This window comes from Streptomyces sp. SDr-06 (assembly GCF_003324565.1).
GTDB lineage: Bacteria > Actinomycetota > Actinomycetes > Streptomycetales > Streptomycetaceae > Streptomyces.
The window spans coordinates 58,430-81,052 of record NZ_QOLA01000002.1; the positions used below are offsets into that span (position 1 = coordinate 58,430).

The 22,623-nt window shown below is 72.1% G+C and carries 15 protein-coding genes; 10 read left to right on the top strand and 5 right to left on the bottom strand.

What is annotated here, in order from left to right; all coding sequences use genetic code 11:
- Window positions 1-317: 317 nt before the first annotated feature.
- The 4 genes from DT019_RS04640 to DT019_RS04655 all read left to right on the top strand — a co-directional run bounded on the left by DT019_RS04640 (window position 318) and on the right by DT019_RS04655 (window position 5,044).
- Window positions 318-656: a DUF6059 family protein gene (locus tag DT019_RS04640; protein WP_114035354.1), complete on the top strand. Its 339-nt coding sequence runs from the start codon at window positions 318-320 to the stop codon at window positions 654-656.
- 101 nt (window positions 657-757) lie between these two features.
- Window positions 758-2,473: an AMP-binding protein gene (locus DT019_RS04645; protein ID WP_114035355.1), complete on the top strand. Its 1,716-nt coding sequence runs from the start codon at window positions 758-760 to the stop codon at window positions 2,471-2,473.
- A 4-nt stretch (window positions 2,474-2,477) separates the two neighbouring features.
- Complete coding sequence (locus DT019_RS04650) at window positions 2,478-4,211, top strand: acyl-CoA dehydrogenase (RefSeq protein ID WP_114035356.1); 1,734 nt, start codon at window positions 2,478-2,480, stop codon at window positions 4,209-4,211.
- Complete coding sequence (locus DT019_RS04655; RefSeq protein ID WP_114035357.1) at window positions 4,208-5,044, top strand: 4'-phosphopantetheinyl transferase family protein; 837 nt, start codon at window positions 4,208-4,210, stop codon at window positions 5,042-5,044. Before DT019_RS04650 ends, DT019_RS04655 begins: the two co-directional genes overlap by 4 nt.
- A 191-nt stretch (window positions 5,045-5,235) precedes the next feature.
- Here DT019_RS04655 and rpsT read toward each other — a convergent pair whose 3' ends face one another.
- Window positions 5,236-5,502 (bottom strand): 30S ribosomal protein S20, encoded by a 267-nt coding sequence (gene rpsT, locus DT019_RS04660; RefSeq protein ID WP_114035358.1) that lies wholly within the window; start codon window positions 5,500-5,502, stop codon window positions 5,236-5,238.
- A gap of 226 nt (window positions 5,503-5,728) precedes the next feature.
- Here rpsT and lepA point away from each other — a divergent pair, with 226 nt between their 5' ends.
- Both lepA and DT019_RS04670 read left to right on the top strand, forming a co-directional pair.
- Window positions 5,729-7,594 (top strand): translation elongation factor 4, encoded by a 1,866-nt coding sequence (lepA, locus tag DT019_RS04665; RefSeq protein ID WP_114035359.1) that lies wholly within the window; start codon window positions 5,729-5,731, stop codon window positions 7,592-7,594.
- 236 nt (window positions 7,595-7,830) lie between these two features.
- Window positions 7,831-9,714, top strand: a complete 1,884-nt coding sequence (locus tag DT019_RS04670; RefSeq protein WP_189389176.1) for an AMP-dependent synthetase/ligase — start codon at window positions 7,831-7,833, stop codon at window positions 9,712-9,714.
- Window positions 9,715-9,721: 7 nt separating this feature from the next.
- Here DT019_RS04670 and DT019_RS04675 read toward each other — a convergent pair whose 3' ends face one another.
- Window positions 9,722-10,309 carry a two-component system response regulator gene (locus tag DT019_RS04675; RefSeq protein WP_114035361.1) on the bottom strand — a complete coding sequence of 196 codons (588 nt, stop codon included), beginning with the start codon at window positions 10,307-10,309 and terminating at the stop codon, window positions 9,722-9,724.
- 11 nt (window positions 10,310-10,320) lie between these two features.
- Entirely contained in the window at window positions 10,321-14,403 is a 4,083-nt protein-coding gene (locus DT019_RS04680; protein ID WP_223279347.1) for a HAMP domain-containing protein, read from the bottom strand.
- 210 nt (window positions 14,404-14,613) lie between these two features.
- Between DT019_RS04680 and DT019_RS04685 the strand changes: the two genes are divergently transcribed.
- The gene (locus tag DT019_RS04685) at window positions 14,614-16,572 is read left to right on the top strand and encodes an ATP-binding SpoIIE family protein phosphatase (protein ID WP_114035362.1); all 1,959 of its coding nucleotides are present in this window, start codon (window positions 14,614-14,616) and stop codon (window positions 16,570-16,572) included.
- Window positions 16,573-16,624: 52 nt separating this feature from the next.
- A complete protein-coding gene (hemW, locus tag DT019_RS04690) occupies window positions 16,625-17,857 on the top strand; it encodes a radical SAM family heme chaperone HemW (protein WP_114035363.1) in 1,233 nt (410 codons plus the stop codon).
- 564 nt (window positions 17,858-18,421) lie between these two features.
- Here the strand turns inward: hemW and DT019_RS04695 are convergent.
- Together DT019_RS04695 and DT019_RS04700 are read right to left on the bottom strand one after the other, a co-directional pair.
- Window positions 18,422-19,240, bottom strand: a complete 819-nt coding sequence (locus DT019_RS04695) for a DUF3097 domain-containing protein (RefSeq protein ID WP_114035364.1) — start codon at window positions 19,238-19,240, stop codon at window positions 18,422-18,424.
- A 151-nt stretch (window positions 19,241-19,391) separates the two neighbouring features.
- Window positions 19,392-20,114: an MBL fold metallo-hydrolase gene (locus DT019_RS04700; protein WP_114035365.1), complete on the bottom strand. Its 723-nt coding sequence runs from the start codon at window positions 20,112-20,114 to the stop codon at window positions 19,392-19,394.
- 155 nt (window positions 20,115-20,269) lie between these two features.
- On the opposite strand from DT019_RS04700, the gene hrcA reads away from it, so the two are divergent.
- Together hrcA and dnaJ are read left to right on the top strand one after the other, a co-directional pair.
- On the top strand, window positions 20,270-21,289 hold the full coding sequence (gene hrcA / locus DT019_RS04705; RefSeq protein ID WP_114035366.1) for a heat-inducible transcriptional repressor HrcA: 1,020 nt from the start codon (window positions 20,270-20,272) through the stop codon (window positions 21,287-21,289).
- Window positions 21,290-22,426 (top strand): molecular chaperone DnaJ, encoded by a 1,137-nt coding sequence (dnaJ, locus tag DT019_RS04710; protein WP_114035367.1) that lies wholly within the window; start codon window positions 21,290-21,292, stop codon window positions 22,424-22,426.
- The last annotated feature ends 197 nt before the right edge of the window (window positions 22,427-22,623 follow it).

Here is a 22,623-nt window from a genome sequence, read left to right on the forward strand (position 1 = left end):
GCAAGGGCATGCCCGCCGGATCCTGCCCCGAACGCGCCACAAGACGCTGCCCGTGGTGGTCGATCGGATCCGCCGGTCACGTCCTAGCGATTATGCAATAGGCCGTGGCCGGCACCCGGGGCCGAGACCAATCCGGCACATGCCGTTTCAGGACCGGTACGTGTGGTTCCGCACCCGCGCCTTTCAGCCAGAACCCGACCACGGCTCAAGTGGCCGCTCCCATCCTCCCTCCACCCAGGCGCCGTCCGGTGGCCAGGGGGAAGGGAGAGGTGACGTGAACACGAACGGACACCCCAGCTCGGAAGGTGTTCTCTGACATGGCCCGCCGGAAGAATCCCGACGTTCCGGACGGCCCGGACGGCTCCGCCGACCGCCGCCGCAAGGGCACATGGCGCCGCCTCATCGGCCGCTGTCTGCGACCGGTGGGCGAAGCCCTCATGGTCCACGGCGGTGTTGACATGTATCTGACCGCCGCCGACGGGAACAGGGCCCGGCTGCGCTCGCTCGACAGCGGGTTCCGCCTCATGCTGCGCACCGACGCGGACGGCCCGCCCCCGGGCCACCCCGAACGGCTGCGCCCCGACGTCCCGCTCACCCGCCAGGAACTCCTGCTCCTGCAGGACCTCCTGAACGAGGCGCCCGGACACAGAAGGTGAGCGGGGGCGCCGCCCAGAACAGTTGATCTTCGAGTGCAGGTCGAGGGGCCGAGCGGAGAGTAGGAGGACCAACCATCCGTCCGAGCACCAGGGAGCAGAGGATGACCCCAGCCAAGAGCTTCACGCAGGCACTGGCGGCGCGGTTCGCCGACCGAGCCGCACGGACCGCTCTGCTCCGCCTGGACGGTGACGGTGACGCCGACCGGCTCACCTACCAGGACCTGGACGTACGGGCCAGATCCGTCGCGGCCGCGCTGCTGCGCCGCCGCGCGGCCGGTGCGCCCGTGCTGATCTCCATGGACGGCGGCCCGCACACCGTCGCCGCCCTCGTGGGCTGCCTGTACGCGGGCGCCGTCGCCGTGCCGGTGCCGCCGCCGGACAGCTCGCGCGCCGCCGCCGAGCGCACCGCCGCGATCGCCGCCGAGACGGACGCCGCCGTCATGCTCACCGAGTCCGCGCACGCCCCCGAACTGTCCCGGCGCCTCGCGGACGCCGGACGCTCCTCGGTGGTGTGCCTGGCCGTCGACTGCCTGCCGGACGACGGCGCCGACTGGCGGCCGCCCGCCCTCGACGGCTCCGACCTCGCGCTGCTCCAGTACACCTCCGGGTCCACCGCCGCCCCGCGCGGTGTCCGGGTCACCCACGCCAACCTCCTTGCCACGATGGAGAGTCTGCGCACCGCGCTCGGCACCGACCAGGACGCCCGCATCGGCGGCTGGCTCCCGCTCCACCACGACCTCGGCCTGATCGGCCAGCTGCTTCACCCGCTCTGGCTCGGCGCCACGGCCGTCCTGATGCCCGGCCGTCGCTTCGCCGCCGACCCGTTGAGCTGGCTGCGCGAGGTGGCCCGGCACCGCGTCACCGTCACCGCCGCGCCCGACTCCGCGTACGCCCGCTGCCTGGCCGAAGCCACCGACGAGGACCTCGCGGGCCTGGACCTGAGCGCGCTCGCCACCGCCGTCAACGCCTCCGAGCCGGTCTCCGCCGTCACCCTCGCCGCCTTCGCCCACCGCTTCGCCGCCGCGGGCCTGCGCCCGGGCGCGCTCGCCGCCGGGTACGGCCTCGCCGAGGCCACCCTCCTGGTCAGCCTCGCCGACCGGGTGCCGCCCGCGCCGGCCACCGTGTCCGCCGACGCCCTGGAGCGCGGCGAGCTGAGCCCACCGGTGCCCGGCCACCCGGTACGCACCCTGGCCGGCTGCGGACCCGCGCGGGGCGTCACCGTACGCGTCGTCGACCCGGAGAGCTCGGCCGTGCTGCCCGAGGGGGCCGTCGGCGAGATCTGGGTGCGCGGCGAGGCCGTCGCCGACGGCTACTGGCGCCGCCCCCTGGAGACCGCCGCCGCCTTCGGCCACGCCACCGCCGCCGGCGAGTACGGCTTCCTGCGCACCGGCGACCTCGGCGCGCTGCGCGACGGGGAGCTCTACCTCACCGGCCGCATCAAGGACGCCCTCCTCGTCGACGGCCGCACCCTGCACCCGCAGGAGGCCGAGCGCCAACTCGCCCAGTCCGGCGCCCCGTTCGGCTCGGCCGTGGTCCTGGCCACGCCCGCCGAGCACGAGGAGATCGTCGCCATCCAGGAGATCCGCGGCGCCGGCTGGAGCCCCGGCCAGCTCGCCGACCTCGCCGAGCGGGTCCGCGGCTGCCTGCACCAGGAGTTCGGCGCCTCGCTCGGCGGCGTGGTCCTGGTCCGCCCCGGCACCGTGCGCCGCACCACCAGCGGCAAGGTCCGCCGCTCGCTCATGCGCGAGCTCTACCTGCGCGGCGAACTGCGCCCGCTGTACGCCTCGGCGCCGCCGTACGCCGCAGAAGGAGGCTGAGCCCATGCCCACCGCCGCCGTCCGGGCCGCAGACCCGGACGTACGCCACCGCGCCGAGCGGCTCGAATTCCGCTTCGGCGACCCCTGCGACCCGGCCAACGCGCTGGGCTTCCGCGCCCTGCTCGCCGCCGACGGGGACAGCGAACTCCTCGCCCCCGCCGAGGCGTTGCTGGACGAGGAGGGTTTCGGCGCCGAGCTGGTGCCGGTCGCGCTCGGCGGCCGGCTGCGCGACGCCGACCAGCTGATGCGCATGCTGCGCCCGGTCTTCCGTCGCGATGTCGCGCTCGCCTTCGGCTACGGCATCACCTCGCTGTTCGCGGCCGCCCCGGTGTTCGCCGCCGGGTCGCCCGTCCAGCGCGAGAGCGTGGCCGCGCTGCTCGCCTCGGGCGGCCGCGCGGCCATCGTGCACCGCTCGCTCGCCCACGGCACCGCGATGCTGCGCGGCGAACTCACCGCCATGGAGTACTCCGGCGGCTTCGTCCTGGACGGCCGCAAGGACGTCGTCATCAACGCGGAGCGCGCGGGCGCCGTCGTCGCCTACGTCCGCACCGACCCCGCCCCGGGCCCGGCGTCCCACTCGGTGTTCCTGCTCGACCCGGACCAACTCCCGCCGGACGGCGTGCGGTTGCTCAAGCGCTCGCCCACCACGGGCATGCGCGGCTGCCGCTTCGCCGGGTACGAGTTCGACGAGTGCGAGGTGCCGGGCACGGCACTGGTCGGCGAACTCGGCGCGGGCGTCCGCCTTTCGCTGCGTACCTTCCAGCTCAACCGCACCCTCATCACCGGCGCCGTCATCGCCTCCGTGGACACCGTGCTGCGCGCCGCCGTACGGTCGGCGCTCGCGGGCGCCACCCTCGGCAGGCGCCAGCGCGGGGTGCTCGCCGGGGTGTTCGCCGATCTGCTCGCGGGCGACGCCATGGCCACCGCCGTGCTGCGCGCCCTGTCCCTGCTGCCGGGAGCCGCCCATCTGGCTGCGGCCGAGCTCAAGTACCTCGTACCGGACCTGCTCCGGGACGACCTGGAGGAGCTCGCCACCGTGCTCGGGGCCGGCGGCTACAGCCGCGACACCGACCAGGGCATGCTCAGCAAGCTGCTCCGCGACCTGCCGGCCGCCGGGCTCGGGCACGCCGGGACCGCCTCCTGCCAGGCCGTGGTCATCCCCCAACTCCCCATGCTGGCAAGGCACTTCTGGGGCACGGAGGCGGAGCCGCCCGCCGCCCTGTTCGACCTCGGCGAACCGGTGCCGCACCTCGACATCGGCGGCCTCGAAGTCGCGGGCGGCGGCGACTTCCTGGCCGCGTCCCTCACCGCGTCGGCCGGACGCCTCGCGGGATCGGGGGCCGAGGGCCCGTACGGGGAGGTGCTCGCCGCGATGGCCGCCGCCTTCCACGCCGATCTGCTGGCCGTGCGCGAGGCCTGCCTCCTGATCGAGCCCGGCGACCGGGCCGCGCTCGCGAGCCCCGCCACCGCCGCCCTCGCCGACCGGCACTCCGTGCTGTCGGCCGCCGGGGCGGCCCTGGCCGCCTGGGAGCACCACCGCCGCGGCGCCGGATTCCTCGCCGACCCCGCCTGGCTGGTGCTCGCCCTGCACCGCTACGGGCGCAGGCTGGGCCTCACCCTTCCTCCGCTGCCACCGGACTGCGTCGACCGGGTGGCGGAGGAGCTGCTGGCGCGATTCCGGGCCGGCCGCAGTTTCGATCTTCACGACGCGCCTCTGGCGGAAGCAGGTACCCCATGAGCCCCCTCAAAAGGACGGGCATCGCCGAACCCCTTCTGATGCCGGGACCCGACAGCCCATGGAGCCGGGTGCGGCAGGCCATGGCATGGCACGGCCATGTCGTGGTGCACGCCAACTGGCGGGACTGGCTGCCGGCGGCCATCGCCGACCCCCAGCTGCGCCCGCTGCTCGGCGCCCGGGACTGGCAGCGGCTCAACAACCTCCAGGACCCGGAGGCCCGTGACCGCTTCGCCGCCTCCCGGCTCCTGGTGAAGCACACCGCGGGCGCGGCCCTCCAGACCCCGCCCGAGACCGTGGAGCTGGCCTCCAAGGCGGGCGGGCGCCCCTATCTGCGCGGCTGCGACCAGATCGAGGTCAGCCTCAGCCACACCCGGGACCTCCTGGTGGTGGGCCTCAACCGGCGCGGCCGGGTCGGCGTCGACACCGAGCTGGCCGACCGCCGCATCCAGTACTCCGCGGTCCAGCGCCATCTGTGCACCCCCGCCGAGCGCCGCTGGCTCGGCGGACTCGACGAGGCCGAGCAGCAGCGCCGCCTGGTGCGCACCTGGACGCTGAAGGAGGCGTACACCAAGGCGCTCGGCCAGGGCATGCGGATGGGCTTCACCCAGTTCGGCTTCGACGCGGAGGGCGCCAGCCTGCTCACCCCGCAGGGCGAGCCCGCCTCGCACGGCGAGTGGGCGTTCGCCACCTTCGAGCTGGACGGCGGCTATCTGGTGGGGGTGGCCTGCCACGACGCGGGGCTGCGCGACGAGGGCGACACCGCGGTCTCCACCATGCTCGACGAGGGCTTCCTCGGCGAGGTCGTCGAGCTGGTCGGCCGCGCCCCGCACTGAGCGGCCCCGGGCAGCACAAAGGCCCCGTTCCGTCCTGGGGAAGGACGGAACGGGGCCTTCGTGCTGCTTCTGGATAGCGCCGCGCCCGCGTGGCGAACGCGTCCGCGCGCGGCACTGAGCTGCCGTCGGGGAGCGGTAGAGGGGCCGCTGGGTCCCGTCGGGCGGGTCGATCAGATGAAGCGGATTACGTCTTAGCCCTGGAGGGCGGCAACCTTGCGCGCCAGCGCCGACTTCTTGTTGGCGGCGGCGTTCTTGTGGATGACACCCTTGCTGACGGCCTTGTCGAGCTTCTTGGAGGCCTCGCGAGCGGCCACGGTGGCCTTCTCGAGGTCGCCGGCCGTGACAGCCTCGCGAGCCTTGCGGATCGCGGTCTTGAGCGAGGACTTGACGGCCTTGTTGCGCAGGCGCGCCTTCTCGTTCGTCTTGTTCCGCTTGATCTGGGACTTGATGTTCGCCACGAAAGAGCCTTTGCAGGTTCGATGATTCGATCTTAGGTCGTGCCCCGCCGCCACAAGGGTGACGAGACACAGCTGTCCACGGTACCAGCCGCCCCCCGACCAGCCCAAACCGAGCACAGGCCCGCAGGCGTGGGACGATGGAGCCTGCTACTTACGTATCGAACCGTCGTCGACCCGAGACGAGGCGCCGCGATTCGACCGCGCGTCTCAAGAATCAGGACCCTGCGTGCCCGCGACTCCTCCCAACGTGCCCGAGCCGAGCCGTACCGACCCGGCGCTGATCCGCAACTTCTGCATCATCGCGCACATCGACCACGGCAAGTCGACCCTTGCCGACCGGATGCTCCAGCTGACCGGCGTGGTCGAGCAGCGGCAGATGCGTGCTCAGTACCTCGACCGCATGGACATCGAGCGCGAGCGCGGCATCACGATCAAGTCCCAGGCGGTCCGTCTGCCGTGGGCTCCCACCGAGGGCCCCGGCCAGGGCCGGGCCCACATCCTGAACATGATCGACACCCCGGGTCACGTGGACTTCACGTACGAGGTGTCCCGCTCGCTCGCCGCCTGCGAGGGCACGGTCCTGCTGGTGGACGCCGCCCAGGGCATCGAGGCGCAGACCCTGGCCAACCTGTACCTGGCCATGGAGAACGACCTCACCATCGTCCCGGTCCTCAACAAGATCGACCTGCCGGCCGCGCAGCCCGAGAAGTTCTCCGAGGAGCTCGCGAACCTCATCGGCTGCCAGCCGGAGGACGTGCTGAAGGTCTCGGCGAAGACCGGCGTCGGCGTGGACGCGCTCCTGGACCGGGTGGTCCGCGACGTGCCCGCCCCGGTCGGCGTCGCCGACGCGCCCGCCCGCGCGATGATCTTCGACTCGGTGTACGACTCCTACCGCGGCGTCGTCACCTACGTCCGTGTGGTCGACGGCCAGCTCAACAAGCGCGAGCGCATCCGCATGATGTCGACCGGCGCCACCCACGAGCTCCTCGAGATCGGCGTCTCGTCCCCCGAGATGACCCCGGCCGACGGCATCGGCGTCGGCGAGGTGGGCTACATCATCACCGGCGTGAAGGACGTCCGTCAGTCCAAGGTCGGTGACACCATCACCAGCCTGCACAACGGGGCGACCGAGGCGCTGGGCGGCTACAAGGACCCGAAGCCGATGGTCTTCTCCGGTCTGTATCCGCTGGACGGCTCGGACTACCCCGACCTGCGCGAGGCGCTCGACAAGCTCCAGCTCAACGACGCCGCCCTGGTGTACGAGCCGGAGACCTCCGCGGCGCTCGGCTTCGGCTTCCGCGTCGGCTTCCTCGGCCTGCTGCACCTGGACGTGATCCGCGAGCGCCTGGAGCGCGAGTTCGGCCTCGACCTGATCGCCACCGCGCCGAACGTGGTCTACCGGGTCGTCCTGGAGGACGGCAAGGAGGTCACGGTCACCAACCCGAGCGAGTTCCCCGAGGGCAAGATCTCGGACGTGTACGAGCCGGTCGTGCGGGCCACGATCCTCGCGCCCAGCGAGTTCATCGGCTCGATCATGGAGCTCTGCCAGACCCGGCGCGGCACCCTGCTCGGCATGGACTACCTCTCCGAGGACCGCGTCGAGATCCGCTACACGCTGCCGCTCGCGGAGATCGTCTTCGACTTCTTCGACCAGCTGAAGTCCAAGACGCGCGGCTACGCCTCGCTCGACTACGAGCCCACCGGCGAGCAGGCCGCGAGCCTGGTCAAGGTCGACATCCTGCTGCACGGCGACAAGGTCGACGCCTTCTCCGCCGTCTGCCACAAGGACGCGGCCTACGCCTACGGCGTCCGTCTGGTCGCCAAGCTGCGCGAGCTCATCCCGCGGCAGGCCTTCGAGGTGCCGGTCCAGGCCGCCATCGGCTCCCGGGTCATCGCCCGCGAGACGATCCGCGCCATCCGCAAGGACGTCCTCGCCAAGTGCTACGGCGGCGACATCTCCCGCAAGCGCAAGCTCCTCGAGAAGCAGAAGGAGGGCAAGAAGCGGATGAAGATGGTGGGCTCCGTCGAGGTCCCCCAGGAGGCCTTCATCGCGGTGCTCTCCAGCGACGAGTCGGGCGGCAAGAAGAAGTAGTACGCAGAGGATCACGGGTCCTCCGCACCACCGACACCAACGGACCCCCACGCCTTCGCGCGGGGGTCCGTTCGTTATGAAACCACTCTCCGCTGCCCCTTACGCGCCGGGCGGCAGCGCTCTACTCTGATCACGGCCCGATGGTTACTCGCCAGTTAAACAAGCGTCGGACAGCCAGAGCACTCGGACAACCAGCCAGTCGCGCAGCCTTGCCGCAGGCCAGCCCGGAGGACGTCGTGAGCGACACACAGACCTTGATCGAGAATCGGCCGCCGTCCGTGGCGACCCTCTTCGTCCAGCGCGTGGACGCCACGCCGGACGCGGAGGCCTACCGCTACCCGGTACCGGCCGCGGGCCAGGCCCCGGACGAGTGGAAGTCGCTGAGCTGGGCCCAGGCCGCCGAGCGGGTCTACGCGATCGCCGCGGGCCTGGTCGACCTCGGGGTGCGCCCCGAGGAGCGGGTCGCGCTCGCCTCCTCCACCCGCGTCGAGTGGATCCTGGCCGACCTCGGCGTGATGTGCGCGGGCGCCGCCACGACCACGATCTACCCCTCCACCAACGCCGAGGAGTCGGCGTTCATCCTGGCCGACTCCGAGAGCCGCGTGCTGATCGCCGAGGACGCCGCCCAGCTGGCCAAGGCCCGCGAGCGCCGCGCCGAGCTGCCCGACCTGAGGCACGTCGTGGTCATCGACCCGGCCGGCGCCGAGCCCGCCGAGGGCGACCCGGAGGGCTGGGTGCTCAGCCTCGCGGAGCTGGAGGCACGCGGCGCCGCCCATCTGGAGAAGAACCCCGAGGCGGTCAGGGAGCGGATCGCGGCCATCACCGCCGACCAGCTCGCCACCCTCATCTACACCTCCGGCACCACGGGCAAGCCCAAGGGCGTACGGCTGCCGCACGACAACTGGTCGTACATGGCCAAGGCGACCGTCGCGACCGGGCTGATCACCAGCGAGGACGTGCAGTACCTCTGGCTGCCGCTCGCGCACGTCTTCGGCAAGGTGCTGACCTCCGGCCAGATCGAGGTCGGCCACGTGACGGCCGTCGACGGCCGGATCGACAAGATCATCGAAAATCTGCCGGTGGTCCAGCCGACCTACATGGCCGCCGTGCCCCGCATCTTCGAGAAGGTCTACAACGGCGTCGCCGGCAAGGCCCGCGAGGGCGGCGGGGCCAAGTACAAGATCTTCCAGTGGGCGGCCGGGGTGGCCCGCGAGTACGCCAAGGTCAGCCAGGACAACTTCCGCCGCACCGGCCGCCCCGGGGCGCCGTTCGCGCTCGCCGCCAAGCACAAGGTCGCCGACGCGCTGGTCTTCAGCAAGATCCGCGAGGCGTTCGGCGGGCGGCTTCGGGCCTGCGTCTCCGGCTCGGCGGCGCTCGCGCCCGACATCGGCTTCTTCTTCGCCGGCGCCGGCATCCACATCCTGGAGGGCTACGGCCTCACCGAGTCCTCGGCCGCCTCGTTCGTCAACCCGGGCGAGGCCTACCGCACCGGCACGGTCGGCAAGCCGCTGCCCGGCACCGAGGTGCGGATCGCGGACGACGGCGAGATCCTGCTGCGCGGCCCCGGCATCATGCAGGGCTACCACCGGTTGCCCGAGAAGACCGCCGAGGTCCTGGAGTCCGACGGCTGGTTCCACACCGGTGACATCGGCGAGCTGTCCGCGGACGGCTATCTGCGGATCACCGACCGCAAGAAGGACCTCATCAAGACCTCCGGCGGCAAGTACATCGCGCCTGCCGAGGTCGAGGGCCAGTTCAAGGCGGTCTGCCCGTTCGTCTCCAACATCCTGGTGCACGGCGCCGACCGGAACTTCTGCACCGCCCTGATCTCGCTCGACGAGCCCACCATCCTCGGCTGGGCCAAGGAACAGGGCATCGCGGGCTCGTACGCCGAGATCGTGGCGTCCCCGAAGACCGTGGAGATGGTCGACGGCTACGTCAAGCGCCTCAACGAGGGCCTCCAGCGCTGGCAGACCATCAAGAAGTTCCGGCTGCTGCCGCGCGATCTCGACGTGGAGCACGGCGAGCTGACGCCCAGCCTCAAGCTGAAGCGCCCGGTCGTCGAGCGCGAGTACCGGGAACTGATCGAGGAGATGTACGCGGGCTCCCGCGAGGCCTGAGCGGGAGCTAAGGGATGCCGCGGGCCCGCCTCAGGGCCCGCAGCGCCTCCTCCAGGCGGCCCATCTGGTCGCGCAGCTCCGCGACCTCGGCGAGCCCGCCCCGGGCCAGCTCGACCTCGATCGCGCCGAGCCGCTCGCCGATCAGGGCGAACTGCTTGTGCTCGGCGGCCAGTATCCGCTGCAACTGCTGGTTCTTGCGGTGCAGTTCGAGGAACACGGTCACCTTGGCGCGCAGCACCCACGGATCGAAGGGCTTGGTGAGGAAGTCCGCCGCGCCCGTGGCGTACCCGCGGAACGCGTAGCCGTCGTCGCCGTCCGTGCCGGTCAGGAAGATGATCGGCACGTCCTTCGTCTGGTCGAGCCGCTTGATGTTGGACGCCGTCTCGAAGCCGTCCATGCCCGGCATCCGCACGTCGAGCAGCACCACGGCGAACCGCTGCCGCAGCAGCGCCTTCATCGCCTCCTCGCCCGAACGCGCCCTGACCAGCGGCTCGTTGAGGGAGCCGAGGACGGCCTCCAGGGCCATCAGGTTGTCCTCCATGTCGTCGACGAGAAGGATGCTCGCCCGGTCTCCGGGCGGTGCCTCTGAACTCATTGCCGGTCGCCTCACACGTTCGGTGGTGCAGCCGCGGACTCCCCGGTGCCGCTGGACTGCTCCGGTACGGACGGGGCCGGGCCGGTGTCCTCCGGCCGGCTCTCGGGGTCCAGCAGGGCGCAGACGACGCCGAGGAGCAGGTCCACGTCGACGGGCTTGGGCACGTACTCGTTGGCGCCCTGGGCGATCGACTTCTCGCGGTCGCCCGGCATCGCCTTCGCGGTCAGGGCGACGATCGGCAGATCGGTCCAGAGCGGGCTGCGCCGGATCGCCTCGATCGTCTCGTAGCCGTCCATCTCCGGCATCATGATGTCCATCAGGACCAGCTCGACATCGGGATTGCGCTCCAGGGTCTCGATGCCCTCCCGCCCGTTCTCCGCGTACAGGACCGGCATGCCGACCCGGCCCAGGACGTGGGTGAGGGCGAAGACATTGCGGATGTCGTCGTCCACGATCAGCACCCGCCGGCCGGGCAGGACCTGACCGGCCCGGCCCAGCTTCCACTCCTCCAGCCGCGTGCTGGTGGGCCAGCCGTCGTCCTGGTCGGGCAGCAGGACGTGCGCGTCCGAGAACCGGTGGGAGGAGTCGAGGGTGGCGGCCGGGAGGTGCTGCTCGTTCTCGCCCGGCAGGTGCCCGGGGTACCCGGGGTAGAGCACGGGCACGTACAGCGTGAAGGTGGAGCCGCGGCCCGGCTCGCTCTCGGCGATGATGCGGCCGCCGAGCAGCCCGGCGATCTCGCGGCTGATGGACAGACCGAGACCTGTGCCGCCGTACTTGCGGTTGGTGGTGCCGTCGGCCTGCTGGAACGCCTCGAAGATCACCGGGAGCTTCTCGGGGGCGATCCCGATGCCGGTGTCCCGGACGGCGAAGGCGAGCAGGTCGTCGGCGCCGTGCAGCACCCCGTCCTCCGGATCCCGCAGACGGCTGACGCGCAACTCGACGCGGCCCGACGAGGTGAACTTGATCGCGTTCGAGAGGAGGTTGCGCAGGATCTGCTGGATGCGCTGCTCGTCGGAGTACATCTCGCGCGGCACGTCCTCGCCCACCACCACCTCGAAGGCGAGCCCCCGGTCGAGGGTGAGGGGGCGGAAGGTGGCGTGGACGTAGTCGAGGAGCTTGATGAGGGGCAGCTTCTTGGGGCGTACGTCCATGCGGCCCGCCTCGATCTTCGACAGGTCCAGGATGTCGTTGATCAGCTGGAGGAGGTCCGAGCCCGAGCGGTGGATCGTCGTCGCGAACTGCACCTCCTGGTCGGACAGATGGGCGTCGGGGTTGTCGGCGAGCAGCCGGGCGAGGATGAGCAGCGAGTTGAGCGGGGTGCGCAGCTCGTGCGACATGTTCGCGAGGAACTCCGACTTGTACTGGGAGCTGGTCGCCAACAGGGCCGCCTTCTCCTCCAGCTCGGCGTTCGAGCGCTGCAACTCGGCCTGCTGGCGCTGGAGTTCGTCCGAGCGTTCCTGGAGCTGGACCGCGAGGCGCTGCGACTCGCTCAGGAGCGACTCCGTACGGGAGTTGGCGATGATGGTGTTGATCGCGACGCCGATCGTGTTCACGAACTGGTCGAAGAAGGCCAGGTGCACATCGGAGAAGCGGGAGAAGGAGGCCAGCTCGATCACGCCGAGCAGCTTGTCCTCGAAGAGGATCGGGATGATGACCACGCTGGCGGGGGAGGCCTCGCCGAGCCCTGAGTTGATCTTGATGTAGTCCGGCGGTGCCTCTTCGAGCAGGATCCGCTTCTTCTCCAGGGCCGCCTGCCGGACCAGCCCGTGCCCCGGCATGCCGGTCGTGTCCACGGTCGCGCCCTGCGCCGAGCCGTACCCGGCGATGAAGGCGAGGCCCTTGGCGGAGCTGGTGATGCGCGAGGGCGCGCCCTCGTTGTCGGGATCGGCCAGGAAGAAGGCGCCGTACTGGGCGTTCACCAGCGGGGTGAGCTCGCGCAGGATCAGGTCGGCGACCTCCATCAGGTCCCGGTGGCCCTGCATCAGTCCCGCCAGCCGGGCGAGGTTGGACTCCAGCCAGTCCTTGGCGCGGGTCGTCTCGCGCAGGTTGGACACCATCAGGTTGATGTTGTCCTTCAGCTCGGAGACCTCACCCCGGGTCTCCACGGTGATCGAGCGCGACATGTCGCCCTGCGCGACGGCCGAGGCGACCTCGGCGATCGCGCGGACCTGGGTGGTCAGGTTCAGGGCGAGCTCGTTGACGTTCGTCGTCAGGCGCTTCCACGTCCCGTACACGCCCTCGACCCGCGCCTGGCCGCCGAGCTGGCCCTCGCTGCCGACCTCGCGGGCCACGCGGGTGACCTCCGAGGAGAACGAGGACAGCGTGTCCACCATCGTGTTGATGGTGGTCTTCAGCTCCAGGATCTCGCCGCGCGCGTCCACGTCGATCTTCTTCGACAGGTCGCCCTGAGCCACCGCCGTGGCCACCTGCGCGATGTTGCGGACCTGGGAGGTCAGGTTGTCGGCCATGTAGTTGACGTTGTCCGTGAGGTCCTTCCACACCCCGGAGACGCCCAGCACCTGGGCGCGGCCGCCGAGCCGCCCGTCGGTGCCGACCTCGCGGGCCACCCGGGTGACCTCGTCGGCGAACGCGCGCAGCTGCTCCACCATCGTGTTGACGGTGTCCTTCAGCTCCAGGATCTCGCCCCGGGCGTCCACCGTGATCTTCTTCGACAGGTCGCCGTTGGCGACGGCGGTGGTGACCTGGGCGATGTTGCGGACCTGGGAGGTCAGGTTGGAGGCCATGAAGTTGACGTTGTCCGTGAGGTCCATCCACACCCCCGACACGCCCCGCACCTGTGCCTGGCCGCCGAGGTTGCCCTCGGTGCCGACCTCGCGGGCCACGCGGGTGACCTCGTCGGCGAACGCGGAGAGCTGGTCGACCATCGTGTTGATGGTCGACTTCAGCTCCAGGATCTCGCCCTTCGCCTCCACCGTGATCTTCTTGCCGAGGTCGCCCTGCGCGACGGCCGTCGACACCAGCGCGATGTTGCGGACCTGCGACGTCAGGTTGTCCGCCATGAAGTTGACGTTCTCCGTGAGGTCCTTCCAGACCCCGGACACCCCGCGCACCTGGGCGCGCCCGCCGAGGTTGCCCTCGGTGCCGACCTCGCGGGCCACGCGGGTGACCTCGTCGGCGAACGCGGAGAGCTGGTCGACCATCGTGTTGATGGTGGACTTCAGCTCCAGGATCTCGCCCTGCGCGTCGACGGTGATCTTCTGGGACAGGTCGCCGTTGGCGACGGCGGTGGTGACCTGGGCGATGTTGCGGACCTGGGAGGTCAGGTTGGAGGCCATGAAGTTGACGTTGTCCGTGAGGTCCTTCCAGACCCCGGACACCCCGCGCACCTGGGCGCGCCCGCCCAGCCGTCCCTCGGTGCCGACCTCGCGGGCCACGCGCGTGACCTCGTCGGCGAACGCGGAGAGCTGATCCACCATCGTGTTCACGGTCAGCTTCAGTTCGAGCAGCTCACCGGTCGCCTCGACCGTGACCGTACGGGTCAGATCGCCCCGGGCCACCGCCGTGGTCACCGCCGCGATGTCGCGGACCTGGGCGGTCAGCCGGGCGGCCATGGTGTTCACGGCCTCGGTGACATCGCGCCAACTGCCGCTCAGCCCCTGCACCTTGGCCCGACCGCCCAGCCGTCCCTCGGTGCCGACCTCCCGGGCCACCCGGGTCACCTCGCCCGTGAACAGCGAGAGCTGGTCGACCATCTTGTTGACGGCCCGCCCGAGCCGGCGCAGATCGCCGCGCAACTGCCGGTTGCCGTCGTGCAGATCGACCCGCTGGGTCAGATCGCCGCCCGCCACCGCGTCCAGGACCCGCGTCGCGTTCGCCGCCGGCACCACCAGGGCGTCGAGGAGGGTGTTGGCGTGGCCGATGTCGGCGGTCCAGGCACCCTGCCCGGGGCTGGCCGCGAGCCGCTCGTCGAGCCGGCCGTGCCGCACCACCTCGCGGCGCACCCGCATCAGCTCGTCGGTGAAGTGCTGGTTGCGTACCGCCACCTGGTTGAAGAGCGCGGCGAGTTCGGCCGGCAGGCCCTCGTGGATCTCCTGGAGCCGGACCCGGAAGTCGCCGTCGCGCAGCGCCGTCATGGCGGCCAGCAGGGGCCGGAGCTCGGCCGCCCGCACCCATCCGCCCTCGTCCGTCGGCATAGCACTGTCTCTGTTCATGCGGGCCCACTTCGGTGACTCGGTGCTTATGGGCCCGCTCAGTCTGTCACTCTGTCGGTGTCGTGAGCGGCGCATTCGCGAGAACCGGTCAGGAGCGACACCGTGGCACCCTCACCAGCGCGGCGGGAGAGCATGAACGGCCTGTATCCCCCGACTTCCCACGACCCGGCCGAGACGGCGAAGGCGCCCCCGGGCGACGCCCCCGCCCCCGTCGCGGCGAACCTCCCGGCGGCGCGCGGCGCCTGCCCGAACGCGCGTACCAGCCTGCCGGGCAACCCGCTCGCGCCGGGAGCCGCCCGGCGGTTCATACGGGCCGCGCTGGCCGACTGGGCCGGGCTCGGCCCGCCCGACGAGCCCCAACTGCCCGAGCTCACCGAGCAGTTCGCGTACGAGGCGGTCGTCCTGGTCAACGAGCTGGTCACCAACGCGGTCGTCCACGCGGGCACCACCGTCGACGTCCTGTGCCGACTGGAGAGCGGCGAGGGGCCGGAACCCGCCGCCCTCGTCATCGAGGTGTCCGACCACCATCCCTCGCGTGCGGTACGCAGCGAACCGCAACCGGCCCGGGACGAGGGGGCCGCCTACGAGTACGGGCGCGGACTCCAGGTCGTCGCCGCCCTCGCCGAATGCTGGGGCATCACCTATCGCACCGGGCTCAAGACCGTCTGGGCCCGCCTCACCGTGGACGAGCAGGAGCCGCCCGGACAGCCCGGCGGCCACCGCGACGAACTCCTCCAACGCGGGCTGCGCGTCGCCGAGATCCTCGCGCCGTCCCCGCACCGCACGCCGCGCCGGCACGACCGCGACTGGGTCAACCGGGGCGCGCTCTCCTTCCTCGCCGAGGCCTCCGACCTCCTCGCCGGACAGTTCGACGAGGACATGATCGCCGCCCTCGCCGGGCAGCTCCTGGTGCCCCGGCTCGCCGAATGGTGCGCGATCTGGCTCGACGAGGACGCGGGCGGCCCCCTGGCCGCGCCCCGGCTGGCCCGGGTCTGGCACGCGCGCGAGTCCGCCATCGAGCCCCTGCGGGCCGCCGTCGAGAAGGAGCCGCCCCGACTGCCCGCCGCCGCGCGCGGCGGCCCGGTGCCGATGCCCTGGCCCCGGGCACCCGAACTCGGCGGCGACGGCACGGCCCTGGCGTACCGCCTGGTGGCGGGCGGCAGCGAGGTGGGTGTCCTGCTGCTCGGCCGGGCCGGCCTCCTGCGGCTGCCCGACGAAGTCACCGGCCTGATCGAGGACTTCCTGCGCCGGGTGGCCCTCGCGATCGGCGCGGCCCGCCAGTACACCCGGCAGGCCACCATCAGCAGGGTGCTCCAGCGCGGGCTGCTGCCCACCCGGGTCGCCGAGATCCCCGGCATCGACAGCGCCTTCGTCTACCAGCCGAGCAACGAGGCGCTGGCGGGCGGCGACTTCTACGACGTCTTCCCCGGCGCCGACGGGCGCTGGTGCTTCGCGCTCGGCGACGTCCAGGGCAGCGGCCCCGAGGCCGCCGTCGTCACCGGCCTCGCCCGGCCCTGGCTGCGGCTGCTGGCCCGCGAGGGGTACGCGGTGCACGAGGTCCTGGACCGGCTCAACCAGCTGCTCGTCGACGACGCCACCGAGGCGGCCGAGGCCGCGGTCCGGCTCGCCACCGCGGACCCGGCCACCACGACCGGGGCGCCGGACGACGCACAGGCCCGCTTCCTCTCCCTGCTGTACGGGGAACTCGTGCCGGACGACGCCGACGGCTCGGTGCGCTGCACCCTGGCCAGCGCCGGGCACCCGCTGCCGCTGCTCCTGCGGCCGGACGGCTCGGTCCGGGCGGCCGCCGTCCCGCAGATCCTGCTCGGCGTGGTCGAGGGCGCGCGCTACGAGAGCGAGAGCCTGCGCCTGCTCCCCGGCGACACCCTGCTGTGCGTGACCGACGGGGTGACCGAGCGGCGCTCGGGGCCGCACCTGTTCGACGACGCCGACGGCCTCGCCACGGAGCTGGCCCGCTGCGTGGGCCTGACCGCGTCCGGGGTGGCCGCGCGGATCAAGCAGGCGGTGTACGACTTCGGGGACACCCCGCCCGCCGACGATCTCGCCCTGCTCGTGCTCCGGGCGAGCTGAGGCGGGGCCGGGCCCGGTAGGGGGAGCGCCTGGCGTGCCGGACAATGGGGGCATGCCTTCCGTACTGCCCGATGGTGAGCCCATGCCCGAGGACGGGTCGCTGCCCCGTGCCGCCCTGGAGGGCGCGGGGGACCGGCCGCTCGGGTTCTACCTGCACGTTCCGTACTGCGCGACGCGCTGCGGCTACTGCGACTTCAACACGTACACGGCGAGCGAGCTGGTGGGCAAGGGCGGTGTCCTGGCCTCCCGCGACAACTACGCGGACATGGTCGTCGAGGAGATCCGGCTGGCCCGCAAGGTGCTCGGCGAGGACCCCCGCCCGGTGCGGACCGTCTTCGTCGGCGGCGGCACGCCGACCCTGCTGGCCGCGGCCGACCTGGTGCGCATGCTGGCGGCGGTACGCGACGAGTTCGGGCTCGCCGAGGACGCGGAGGTCACCACCGAGGCCAACCCGGAGTCGGTGGACCCCGCCTACCTCGCCGAGCTCCGGGCGGGCGGCTTCAACCGGATCTCCTTCGGCATGCAGAGCGCCCGGCAGCACGTCCTGAAGGTCCTCGACCGCACCCACACGCCGGGCCGCCCGGAGGCGTGCGTCGCCGAGGCGCGCGCGGCGGGCTTCGACCACGTCAACCTGGACCTGATCTACGGCACCCCGGGCGAGAGCGACGACGACTGGCGGGCCTCGCTCGACGCGGCCGTCGGAGCCGGGCCCGACCACATCAGCGCGTACGCCCTGATCGTCGAGGAGGGCACCCAGCTCGCCCGCCGCATCCGGCGCGGCGAGGTGCCGATGACGGACGACGACGAGCACGCGGACCGGTACCTGATCGCGGACGAGGTGCTCGGCGCGGCCGGGTACTCCTGGTACGAGGTGTCGAACTGGGCCACCACCGAGGCCGGGCGCTGCCTGCACAACGAGCTGTACTGGCGCGGGGCGGACTGGTGGGGCGCCGGGCCGGGGGCGCACAGCCACGTCGGCGGGGTGCGGTGGTGGAACGTGAAGCACCCGGGCGCCTACGCGGCGGCCCTGGCCTCCGGCCGCTCGCCCGGGGCGGGGCGCGAGGTCCTGGCGGGGGAGGACCGCCGGGTGGAGCGGATCCTGCTGGAACTCCGCCTGCGCGAGGGCTGCCCGCTGGACCTGCTGCACCCCGCGGGCCTCGCGGCGGCCCGCCGCGCCGTGCAGGACGGCCTCCTGGACGCCCCCTCCTTCGCCGCCGGGCGGGCCGTGCTGACCCTGCGGGGGCGGTTGCTGGCGGACGCGGTGGTACGAGCCCTGGTCGACTGAGGCCCCGCCCCCCTCCGACCCGCGGGGCCCCACGCCCCATCGCCCCGCGGCCCGTGCGTGGCCCCTCGCGCCCCTTAACCCGCTTTCACCTGCGGGCCGTGGTCTCTTGCTCGCGCAGTTCCCCGCGCCCCTTAACCCCGACGTCGGCCTCGCGCCGTGTGTGGCTGGTCGCGCAGTTCCCCGCGCCCCTTAACCCCGACGTCGGCCTCGCGCCGTGTGTGGCTGGTCGCGCAGTTCCCCGCGCCCCTTAAGCCCGCTTCCACCTGCGGGCCGTAGTCTCTTGCTCGCGCAGTTCCCCGCGCCCCTAAGCTCGCTTTCGCCCGCGGGCCGTGCGTGGTTGCTCGCGCAGTTCCTCGCGCCCCTGGGCAACTGCGGTGCTCGCGTGCGCGGCCGGAGCCGCCGAGCGCCTGTGCCCCTTCGAGGGGGGCGGCGTCGGCATCCTCAGCCCGTCCGGCGTTTGAGGACGAGCGCCTTTCGGGCGCGAACGGGGTCCGGGGCGGAGCCCCCGGGCAGCCCGGAACGCATACCCCCGGAGGGTTTCGGGAAGGGGCGGGGTGGGGAAAGCTACGGGACCGTCACGAAGTCGATCAACCGCTCCACCGACCCCAGCAACGACGCGTCGAGATCCCGGTACGACGACACCCCGGACAGAATGCGGGCCCACGCCGCCCCCGTGTTCTCGGCCCACCCCAGCGCCCGGCACACCCCCGTCTTCCAGTCCTGCCCCCGCGGCACGACCGGCCACGCGGGAATCCCCACGGACGCCGGTTTCACGGCCTCCCACACGTCGATGTAGGGGTGCCCGACGACCAGCACGTCGGGGTGGGTGACGGACGCCGCGATGCGGGACTCCTTGGAGCCCGGGACGAGGTGGTCGACCAGGACGCCGAGCCGCGCGTCCGGCCCCGGGGAGAACTCGGCGACGATCGCCGGAAGGTCGTCGATGCCCTCCAGGTACTCGACGACCACCCCCTCGATGCGCAGGTCGTCGCCCCACACCTTCTCGACGAGCTCGGCGTCGTGGCGCCCCTCGACGTAGATCCGCCCCGCCCGGGCGACCCGGGCCCGCGCACCCGGCACGGCGAGCGACCCGGAGGCCGTGCGGGTGGGGCGTACGGGCGCGGAGGCGGAGGGGCGTACGAGGGTGACCACCTTGCCCTCCAGGAGGAACCCGCGCGGCGCTAGCGGGAAGACCCGGTGCTTGCCGAAGCGGTCCTCCAGGGTGACGGTCGGTCCCTCGGCCGTCTTCTCGCAGCGGATCACGGCTCCGCAGAATCCCGTGGAGACCTCCTCGACGACGAGGTCGGTCTCGGCAGGTACCTCCGGAACAGGCGCCTGCTTCTTCTTCCAGGGCGGGGTGAGATCAGGGCTGTAACTGCGCATGCGGCTCATTATTGGGGTCGGCCGGGGGTCCGGGGGTTGGCCCCCGGGAGATGCAGCCAGGGCGGGGTGAGATCAGGGCTGTAACTGCGCATGGGGCTCATTATTGGGGTCGGCCGGGGGTCCGGGGGTGAGGGCCCCAGGGGCGTGGCGGTCACGACTGGCTGAGGCGGGCGGCGAGTTGGTCCCGCTGGGCGCGGACGAACGCCGCGTCCACCACCGCCCCGTGCCCCGGCACGTACACCGCGTCCTCGCCGCCGAGCGAGAGCAGCCGGTCCAGCGCGGCGGGCCAGCGGGACACCACCGCGTCGGAGCCCGCCTGCGGCTCGCCCGACTCCTCGACCAGGTCGCCGCAGAAGACGATCTCCGGTGAGCCGCCGCGCGCCGGGACCAGGAGCGCGAGGTCGTGGCCGCTGTGCCCGGGGCCGACGTTGGCGAGCAGCACCTGACGGCCGCCCAGGTCCAGCGTCCACTCGCCGGACACCGCGTGGTGCGGCACGACGAGCAGGTCGGCCGCCTCGGCGGCTTCCTCGGCGGGCACCCCGTGGCGCACCGCGTCCGCGCGCAGCTCGTCGCCCCCCAGGGCCCGCTCGATGCCGACCGCCCCGTACACCTCGGCGCCGGAGAAGGCGGCCGTGCCCATGACGTGGTCGAAGTGGGGGTGGCTGAGCGCGATGTGGGTCACACGGCGGCCGAAAAGGGCCTCCGCCTGCGACCGGAGTTCGGCGCCCTCGCGGAGCGTCGCGCCGGTGTCGTACAGGAGGAGCGAGCTCTCGCCGGCCACCAGCGCGGCCGTGGCGTCCCAGATGGGCAGGCGCCTGCGCCCGATCCCGTCACCCAGCCGCTCCCAGCCGAACTCTTCCCAACTGACGTCCATGACGCGACGCTATCCGCAATCGACCGGCGTCGCCGCACGGTAGCGTGGTCGGCCGCCCTTGCTAGGGGCGTACCGGTCGGCCGTACACTGGCCGGGGGATTGCTGGCACTCGAACACAGTGAGTGCCAAAAGGACGGCTACTGGAGGTGTGCGCGATGCTCAGTGAACGCAGGCTCGAGGTGCTGCGCGCCATCGTCCAGGACTACGTCGGCACCGAGGAGCCCGTGGGGTCCAAGGCCCTCACGGAGCGGCACGCGCTGGGGGTCTCCCCGGCCACCGTGCGCAACGACATGGCGGTGCTGGAGGAGGAGGGCTTCATCGCCCAGCCCCACACCAGCGCCGGCCGGATCCCGACCGACAAGGGCTACCGGCTCTTCGTCGACCGGCTCGCGGGCGTCAAGCCCCTGTCGTCGCCGGAGCGCCGGGCGATCCAGAACTTCCTGGACAGCGCGGTCGACCTGGACGACGTCGTGGCCCGTACGGTGCGGCTGCTGGCGCAGCTGACCCGGCAGGTGGCGGTGGTTCAGTACCCGTCGCTGACCCGCTCGACGGTGCGGCACGTGGAACTTCTCTCACTCGCCGCGGCCCGGCTGATGCTGGTGCTGATCACGGACACCGGCCGCGTCGAGCAGCGCATGGTGGACTGCCCGGCGCCGTTCAGCGAGGCCTCGCTCGCGGACCTGCGGGCCCGGCTCAACGCACGGGTGGTGGGGCGCCGCTTCGCGGACGTGCCGCAGCTGGTGCAGGACCTGCCGGAGTCCTTTGAACCGGAGGACCGAGGAACCGTTTCGACGGTCCTCGCCACCCTCCTCGAAACCCTGGTCGAAGAGACCGAGGAGCGGTTGATGATCGGCGGCACCGCCAATCTCACCCGCTTCGGACACGACTTCCCGCTGACCATCAGGCCGGTGCTGGAGGCGCTTGAGGAGCAGGTCGTGCTCCTCAAGCTGCTCGGCGAGGCCAAGGAATCGGGCATGACCGTACGCATCGGGCACGAGAACAACGCCCACGAAGGACTGAACTCCACGTCCGTCGTATCGGTCGGCTACGGTTCCGGCGGCGAGGCGGTCGCCAAACTCGGCGTGGTCGGACCGACCCGCATGGATTACCCCGGAACGATGGGAGCGGTACGCGCAGTGGCACGTTACGTCGGACAGATCCTGGCGGAGTCGTAAGTGGCCACGGACTACTACGCCGTACTCGGCGTGCGCCGCGACGCATCACAGGACGAGATCAAGAAGGCCTTCCGGAGGCTCGCGCGGGAACTCCATCCCGACGTGAACCCCGACCCGAAGACCCAGGAGCGGTTCAAGGAGATCAACGCCGCTTACGAGGTCCTCTCCGACCCGCAGAAGAAGCAGGTCTACGACCTCGGCGGCGACCCGCTGTCGTCGTCGGGCGGCGGCGGGGCCGGCGGCTTCGGCGCGGGCGGCTTCGGCAACTTCTCGGACATCATGGACGCCTTCTTCGGCACGGCGTCGCAGCGCGGACCGCGCTCGCGGACCCGCCGTGGCCAGGACGCCATGATCCGCCTGGAGATCGACCTCAACGAGGCGGCCTTCGGCACCACCAAGGAGATCCAGGTCGACACCGCGGTGGTGTGCACGACCTGTTCGGGCGAGGGCGCGGCTCCCGGCACCTCCGCGCAGACCTGTGACATGTGCCGCGGCCGCGGCGAGGTGTCCCAGGTCACCCGGTCCTTCCTGGGCCAGGTCATGACCTCGCGCCCCTGCCCCCAGTGCCAGGGCTTCGGCACCGTGGTGCCCACCCCGTGCCCGGAGTGCGCGGGCGACGGCCGCATCCGCTCGCGGCGCACCCTCACCGTGAAGATCCCGGCCGGTGTCGACAACGGCACCCGGATCCAGCTCGCGGGCGAGGGCGAGGTCGGCCCCGGCGGCGGCCCCGCCGGTGACCTGTACGTGGAGATCCACGAGCTGCCGCACGACGTGTTCCAGCGCCGGGGCGACGACCTGCACTGCACGGTCACCATCCCGATGACGGCGGCGTCGCTCGGCACCAAGGTGCCGCTCCAGACCCTGGACGGCATGGAGGAGGTGGACATCCGCCCGGGCACCCAGTCCGGCCAGTCCATCCCGCTGCACGGCCGCGGCATCACGCACCTGCGCGGCGGCGGCCGGGGCGACCTCATCGTGCACGTGGAGGTCCTCACCCCCAGCAAGCTGGACCCCCAGCAGGAGGACCTGCTGCGCCAGCTGGCCAAGCTGCGCGGCGAGGAGCGCCCCACGGGCCAGTTCCAGCCCGGCCAGCAGGGTCTGTTCTCCCGTCTGAAGGACGCGTTCAACGGCCGGTAGGCCATGAATTCAAGGGCCGGTAAGCCATGAATTCAACGGCCGGTAGGCCGTGAAGAGGGGCCACGGGGCGTTCCCCGTGGCCCCTCTTCGTCGTTCCGGCGCGGTTTTCCGCCGCCGCCGAGCGGAATCCGGCCGTCCGGCGGGTGCGGCCCGCGGGCGAGGTGGCCGGACTCACCCACCCCGGGCGGAAGAGGCGA

Coding starts and splice junctions, on each gene's coding strand:
- DT019_RS04695 (WP_114035364.1), bottom strand. CDS start 19,240: ATGCGCAGTTACAGCCCTGATCTCACCCCGCCCTGGAAGAAGAAGCAG.
- DT019_RS04640 (WP_114035354.1), top strand. CDS start 318: ATGGCCCGCCGGAAGAATCCCGACGTTCCGGACGGCCCGGACGGCTCC.
- DT019_RS04680 (WP_223279347.1), bottom strand. CDS start 14,403: ATGACGGCGCTGCGCGACGGCGACTTCCGGGTCCGGCTCCAGGAGATC.
- DT019_RS04645 (WP_114035355.1), top strand. CDS start 758: ATGACCCCAGCCAAGAGCTTCACGCAGGCACTGGCGGCGCGGTTCGCC.
- DT019_RS04685 (WP_114035362.1), top strand. CDS start 14,614: ATGAACGGCCTGTATCCCCCGACTTCCCACGACCCGGCCGAGACGGCG.
- DT019_RS04675 (WP_114035361.1), bottom strand. CDS start 10,309: ATGAGTTCAGAGGCACCGCCCGGAGACCGGGCGAGCATCCTTCTCGTC.
- DT019_RS04655 (WP_114035357.1), top strand. CDS start 4,208: ATGAGCCCCCTCAAAAGGACGGGCATCGCCGAACCCCTTCTGATGCCG.
- DT019_RS04700 (WP_114035365.1), bottom strand. CDS start 20,114: ATGGACGTCAGTTGGGAAGAGTTCGGCTGGGAGCGGCTGGGTGACGGG.
- hemW (WP_114035363.1), top strand. CDS start 16,625: ATGCCTTCCGTACTGCCCGATGGTGAGCCCATGCCCGAGGACGGGTCG.
- DT019_RS04650 (WP_114035356.1), top strand. CDS start 2,478: ATGCCCACCGCCGCCGTCCGGGCCGCAGACCCGGACGTACGCCACCGC.
- hrcA (WP_114035366.1), top strand. CDS start 20,270: ATGCTCAGTGAACGCAGGCTCGAGGTGCTGCGCGCCATCGTCCAGGAC.